This window comes from Kitasatospora sp. NPDC057518, from assembly GCF_042802075.1.
GTDB lineage: Bacteria > Actinomycetota > Actinomycetes > Streptomycetales > Streptomycetaceae > Kitasatospora.
The window spans coordinates 1-5,375 of record NZ_JBHVEU010000544.1 but is presented as its reverse complement, the minus strand read 5'-3'; the positions used below and the strand labels follow the sequence as shown (position 1 = coordinate 5,375).

Genomic DNA, 5,375 nt, shown 5'->3' with positions numbered 1-5,375 from the left:
CGCGTCGGGGGCTCGTTCTGTGGGTTATCCCCCCCGGGGGGGGGGCGGGGGCCCCCCCCCCCCCCCCCGGCGGGGCCCCGCGGGGGGGGGCGGGGCCGGCCACCCCCGTCCCCCGCCCCCATCTGCCGTCAGGGGCCATCAGGCCCACTCCGGGACCGGCTCAGCCGTCCCCGCCCCCGGACTGCCGGGGCAGCGCCAGCGCCACCGTGTCCGCGAACTCCCGGACCGCGCTGGTCCGGCTGACCACCCGGCCGCTGTGCACCACCAGCCGGCTGTGCCCGCCCGCGAGCGCCCCGGCCAGGCTGTCCCCGCGCACCGCCAGCAGCTCCGCCGGGAACCCGGCGTCCACCCGGACCGGCGCCAGGCCGAGCGCCGCCCGGGCCTGGTTCGCCACCGCGTCGTACGCCGCCTCCGGGGTCAACTCCCCGCCGGCCGCCAGCAGGTAGGCCGACTCCAGCGGATCCGCCCGGCCGACCGGGTTGGACGGGTCGCGCAGCGCCCCGCTGCCCGCCGCCAGCGGCACCCCGGCGGCCGCCAACTCCCGTACCAGGCCCGGCCGCAGGCCCGCCGAGCGGCCCTCCATGCCGGTGCAGCAGCCGTTCTGCGGCAGGCAGACCACCCGGACCCCGCTGGTCGCCAGCACCGTCGACGCGCCCCGGGGCAGCGCCCCGCACGGGCCGAGTGCCACCCGGGGCCGCAGCGGGGCCAACGCCCCGGTCATCCGGGCGAGTTGGGCGGCGTCGCCGGCGCCGGTGTGCAGGTCCACCGGGCAGTCCGCCTCCCGGGCGGCCTCCAGCAGCAGCTGCACGTACCCGGCCGGGTCCGGGTCCAGCTCCGGGCAGCCGCCGGCCGCCGTGGCGCCCAGCTTGAGCGCCTCGCGCAGCTGCGCCCGCCCGTCCGCGCCGGCCCGTCCGGTGAGCAGCCGGGGCATCGCCACGGCCTGGAGCTCGGCCAGCCCGCCCAGTGCCTGCCGGGCGGTCAGCACCGCCTCCAGCCGGCGCAGCCCGTGCACGTCGCCGATCCGGACGTGGGTGCGCTGGGCGGTGGCGCCGTAGCCGAGCGAGGTCAGCGCGGCCTCGGTGACCCGGCGGGTGAGGTCGGCCGGGGTGTCCGGCGGCGGGGTGGGCAGGGCGGCGGAGAAGGCGGTGTCGTAGTGGGCGTGCGCCTCGGCGGGGGCCGGGAGCAGCAGGTAGCCGCGCAGGTCGATCCGGGCGCCGGTGGTGACGGTGGGCGCGCCGGGCAGGGCGGGCAGCGGGCCGAGGCTGCCGACGGTGCCGACCGCCTGGATCCGGTCGCCGCTGATCCGGACGTCCACCACCCGCCCGTCCGCCAGCCGGGCGCCGGTGAGGAGCAGGACCGGGCCGTGCCCGAGCGGGTTGGCCGCCGGGCCGGGCCCGGAGTGCGGCCCGTCGGCGGCTGCGCTGTCCATCGCCCGGCTCCTTCTCGGGCCGGCCCGTGCGGTCGGCCCCGTACGGCTGGCCCGTACCGCCGGCCAGTCCTCCCGATCAATGAGCGTCGAGCCTATGGGCCCGGGGGGCGGGTCGCCGGGAGGCGGGCAATAGTCGTATCGGGTCGGGCCGTGCGGCTCGCGGGCCGATCGAACGCCGGGCCTTGGATCGTCCGTCCGTACCCCTCGCCCACCTGCGGTCTTCGCCGCGGGATACGGATTTCACCTCCGGGCGCGAAACGTGTAATCTCTTCCTCGTTCGCCCCTATAGCTCAGTCGGTAGAGCGTCTCCATGGTAAGGAGAAGGTCTGCGGTTCGATTCCGCATGGGGGCTCTGGTGAGAAGCGGTCAGCTCCGGCTGTGCCGCGGATCACTGTGGCGGTGTAGCTCAGTTGGTAGAGCAAGCGGCTCATAATCGCTGTGTCACCGGTTCAAGTCCGGTCACCGCTACCCCGCGTAGTCGGTCGGGAGATCGCACTCCCGGTCGGCTACTCTTGTTGTGTTCTTATTCGTTGTCCAAGGAAGGCACTCCCGTGGCTGCCACCGACGTCCGCCCGAAGATCACGCTGGCCTGCGTGGAGTGCAAGGAGCGGAACTACATCACCAAGAAGAACCGGCGTAACGACCCGGACCGTCTTGAGATGAAGAAGCACTGCCCCCGCTGCAACTCGCACACCGCGCACCGCGAGACCCGCTGACCCTCTTGCAGGGCGACGGGCCTGTGTGAACTCAGGTCTCTTGCTCCGGGCCGCATCCCTCACAGGGGGTGCGGCCCGGAGTTTTTTTCGTATCCACCCGCGTTCCGAGGAGCCGCCATGGCGCTCGACCCCTCCTTCATCGGGCGTAGCTACCCGCCCACCGAGCCGTACGAGGTCGGCCGGGAGAAGATCCGCGAGTTCGCGACCGCGGTCGGCGACGCCAACCCGGCGTACACCGACCTTGAGGCGGCGAAGGCGCTGGGGCACCCCGACGTGATCGCCCCGCCGACCTTCCCGTTCGTGATCACCTACCGCGCGGCCGGCCAGGTGGTCGAGGACCCGGAGCTGGGTCTGGACTTCAGCCGGGTGGTGCACGGCGACCAGAAGTTCGCCTACACCCGCCCGGTGCGGGCCGGTGACCGGCTGTCGGTCACGGTGACCATCGACAACATCAAGTCGCTGGCGGGCAACGACGTGCTCACCGTGCGTGGCGAGGTGACGGACGCGACCGGCGGGCACGTTGTGACGTCGGTCATGACCCTGGTGGCCCGGGCCGCCGACGAGGCGGGGGAGTGAGCGCGATGGCGATCGACTACGACGAGGTCGAGGTCGGCACCGAGCTGCCGGCGCAGTCCTTCCCGGTGACCCGCGACACACTGGTGCGGTACGCGGGGGCCTCGGGGGACTTCAACCCGATCCACTGGAACGAGAAGTTCGCCCTGGAGGTCGGCCTGCCGGACGTGATCGCGCACGGCATGTTCACCATGGCCGAGGCGATCCGGGTGGTCACCGACTGGGTCGGCGACCCGGCCGCGGTGGTCGAGTACGGCGTGCGGTTCACCCGTCCGGTGCCGGTACCGAACGACGGGGTCGGCGCGGTGGTCGAGGTCTCGGCCAAGGTCGCCAAGAAGCTGGACGACCGCAGGGTGCAGGTCGACCTGCTGGCCACCACGGGCGGCCAGAAGGTGCTCGGCATGTCCCGGGCCGTCGTCCGGCTCGGCTGAGCGGCCCCGGGGGTCGCGGCGGCCGGGGTCCCGTACGGGATCTCCGGCCGCCGGCGCGGGCCTTGCGTAGATAGTGATTGGCCACTAACTTGGGGCCCATGGCGAAGTCGAGCATCCGGATGAGCGCGGAGGAGCGGCGCGAGAGCGTCGTCCGGGCCGCCCTGACCGAGTTCGCCCGGGGCGGGTACCACGGCACCTCCACCGAGGCGATCGCCCGCCGGGTGGGCGTCTCGCAGCCGTACCTGTTCCGGCTGTTCCCGAGCAAGCAGGCGATCTTCGCCGCGGCCGCCGAGCGCTGCGTCGAGGAGACCTGGCGGGTGTTCGACGAGGCCTCGGCCGGGCTGTCCGGCGAGGCGGCCGCGGAGGCGATGTCCACCGCGTACCTGGGCCTGGTCGAGAACGGCGACCAGCTCATGATGCAGATGCAGCTCTACGTCTCGGCGTCCGCGGCCAGGGCGGCCGGTGAGGACGAGGTGGGGGAGACCGCCCGGCTGCTGTGGGAGGACCTGTTCGACCGGGTCAGGATCCGGATCGGCGGCGGAATGAAGGACGCCACGCAGTTCTTCGCGTACGGGATGCTGATCAACACCCTGGTGGCGCTCGGCTATCCGCCGGACCACCGGATCTGGGCCGGCTTCGACGGGTGCGAGCCGCCCGAGTAGGCGCGCCGCCCGGATGGACGGGCCGCACGGGGTGTCCGTGCGGCCTCTTTTCGGCCCAAAGAAGTTATTGAGCAATAACTACCTAAGGAACCTGGGGGACGTCATGACGGAGAAACCTGCCATGGGCAGAGCGGCGGTCTGGACCCTGGTGATCGTCAGCGCGGCCAGTTTCATGGCCGCCCTGGACAACCTGGTGGTCACCACCGCGCTGCCGTCGATCCGCGAGGAGCTCGGCGGCGGACTGTCCGACCTCGAATGGACGGTCAGCGCCTACACCCTGAGCTTCGCCGTGCTGCTGATGTTCGGCGCCGCCCTCGGCGACCGCTTCGGCCGCCGCCGGATCTTCCTGGTCGGGCTGGCGGTCTTCACCGCCGGCTCCGCCGCGGCCGCGCTGTCCCCGGGCATCGGCGAACTGATCGCCGCCCGCGCCGTCCAGGGCACCGGGGCCGCGGTGATGATGCCGCTCACCCTCACCCTGCTCACCGCCGCGGTGCCCGAGGGCAAGCGGGGGATGGCCTTCGGCATCTGGTCGGGGGTCAGCGGCCTCGCCGTCGCCGCGGGGCCGCTGATCGGCGGCTCGCTGACCGAGCACTTCTCCTGGCAGTGGATCTTCTGGGTGAACGTCCCGGTCGGCCTCGTCCTGCTGCCGCTGGCCTACCTGCGGCTCGGCGAGAGCCGGGGCCCGGGCCGGGCCCTGGACGTGCCCGGAACCCTGCTGGTCAGCCTGGGGATGTTCGGCGTCGTCCTCGGCCTGATCCGCGGCAACCCGGACGGCTGGACCAGCCCGCTGGTCCTCGGCGCCCTGATCGGCGGCACCCTGCTGCTGGCCGCCTTCGTCCGGTACGAGCAGCGGGTCGCCGCCCACCCGATGCTGCCGATGCGACTGTTCCGCAGCCGGGCCTTCTCCGCCGTCAACGCGGCCAGCCTGCTGATGTACCTGGGGATGTTCGGCTCGATCTTCCTGATCAGCCAGTACCTCCAGGGCGTCGGCGGCTTCAGCCCGCAGGAGGCGGGCATCCGGATGCTGCCGTGGACGGCGATGCCGCTGCTGGTCTCGCCGATCGCGGGCATCCTCTCCGACCGGATCGGCGGCCGGCCGATCGTGGTCGCCGGGCTGGCGCTGCAGGCCGCGGGCCTGGCGCTGTACGGCCTGGTGGTGGACGGGAGCACCGGCCTCGACTACGTCGCCCAGATACCGGCCACCGTGATCTGCGGGATCGGCATGTCGCTGTACTTCGGCCCGACCGCCCAGCTGGTGATGGCCAGCGTCCGGCCGCAGGAGCAGGGGATCGCCTCCGGCGCCAACAACGCGCTGCGCGAGGTCGGCGGGGCGCTCGGGGTCGCCGTGCTCGCGGCGGTGTTCTCGGGGCAGGGCGGCTACCAGTCGGTGCGGGCCTTCACGGACGGGCTGGTGCCCGCGCTGTACGTCGGCGCCGCCGCCGTCGGGCTCGGCGCGCTCGCCGCGGTGTTCATCCCGCGGCGGCGGAAGGCGCCGGTCGCGGCGGCGGGGGAGCGGGCGGCGGACCGGGCCGAGCCGGCCCGGGTCTGAACGGGGGCGTAGGGG

6 protein-coding genes and 2 tRNA genes are annotated in these 5,375 nt (G+C 73.6%); 7 read left to right on the top strand and 1 reads right to left on the bottom strand.

The features are described 5' to 3' along the window. Positions 1-160 precede the first annotated feature (160 nt). On the bottom strand, positions 161-1,429 hold the full coding sequence (locus tag ACFU7Z_RS35590) for a hydrolase (protein WP_074003979.1): 1,269 nt from the start codon (positions 1,427-1,429) through the stop codon (positions 161-163). A 279-nt stretch (positions 1,430-1,708) separates the two neighbouring features. On the opposite strand from ACFU7Z_RS35590, the gene ACFU7Z_RS35585 reads away from it, so the two are divergent. From ACFU7Z_RS35585 to ACFU7Z_RS35555, 7 genes are all read left to right on the top strand, one after another. Next, positions 1,709-1,781, top strand: a tRNA-Thr gene (locus tag ACFU7Z_RS35585). Positions 1,782-1,824: 43 nt separating this feature from the next. Next, positions 1,825-1,897, top strand: a tRNA-Met gene (locus ACFU7Z_RS35580). A gap of 83 nt (positions 1,898-1,980) precedes the next feature. After that, a complete protein-coding gene (rpmG, locus tag ACFU7Z_RS35575) occupies positions 1,981-2,145 on the top strand; it encodes a 50S ribosomal protein L33 (protein WP_006604855.1) in 165 nt (54 codons plus the stop codon). 117 nt (positions 2,146-2,262) lie between these two features. Then, positions 2,263-2,721 carry a MaoC family dehydratase N-terminal domain-containing protein gene (locus ACFU7Z_RS35570; RefSeq protein WP_049651991.1) on the top strand — a complete coding sequence of 153 codons (459 nt, stop codon included), beginning with the start codon at positions 2,263-2,265 and terminating at the stop codon, positions 2,719-2,721. Positions 2,722-2,726: 5 nt separating this feature from the next. Beyond that, positions 2,727-3,149, top strand: coding sequence for a MaoC family dehydratase (locus tag ACFU7Z_RS35565; protein ID WP_049651990.1), 423 nt, complete (start codon positions 2,727-2,729; stop codon positions 3,147-3,149). 98 nt (positions 3,150-3,247) lie between these two features. Then, positions 3,248-3,811 (top strand): TetR/AcrR family transcriptional regulator, encoded by a 564-nt coding sequence (locus ACFU7Z_RS35560; RefSeq protein WP_234348396.1) that lies wholly within the window; start codon positions 3,248-3,250, stop codon positions 3,809-3,811. 103 nt (positions 3,812-3,914) lie between these two features. Beyond that, a complete protein-coding gene (locus ACFU7Z_RS35555; RefSeq protein ID WP_049651988.1) occupies positions 3,915-5,360 on the top strand; it encodes an MFS transporter in 1,446 nt (481 codons plus the stop codon). Positions 5,361-5,375 lie beyond the last annotated feature (15 nt).

Bases quoted from the DNA above. Each gene is read 5' to 3' on its own strand.
- ACFU7Z_RS35590 (WP_074003979.1), bottom strand. From the start codon at position 1,429: ATGGACAGCGCAGCCGCCGACGGGCCGCACTCCGGGCCCGGCCCGGCG.
- ACFU7Z_RS35570 (WP_049651991.1), top strand. From the start codon at position 2,263: ATGGCGCTCGACCCCTCCTTCATCGGGCGTAGCTACCCGCCCACCGAG.
- ACFU7Z_RS35565 (WP_049651990.1), top strand. From the start codon at position 2,727: ATGGCGATCGACTACGACGAGGTCGAGGTCGGCACCGAGCTGCCGGCG.
- ACFU7Z_RS35560 (WP_234348396.1), top strand. From the start codon at position 3,248: ATGGCGAAGTCGAGCATCCGGATGAGCGCGGAGGAGCGGCGCGAGAGC.
- ACFU7Z_RS35555 (WP_049651988.1), top strand. From the start codon at position 3,915: ATGACGGAGAAACCTGCCATGGGCAGAGCGGCGGTCTGGACCCTGGTG.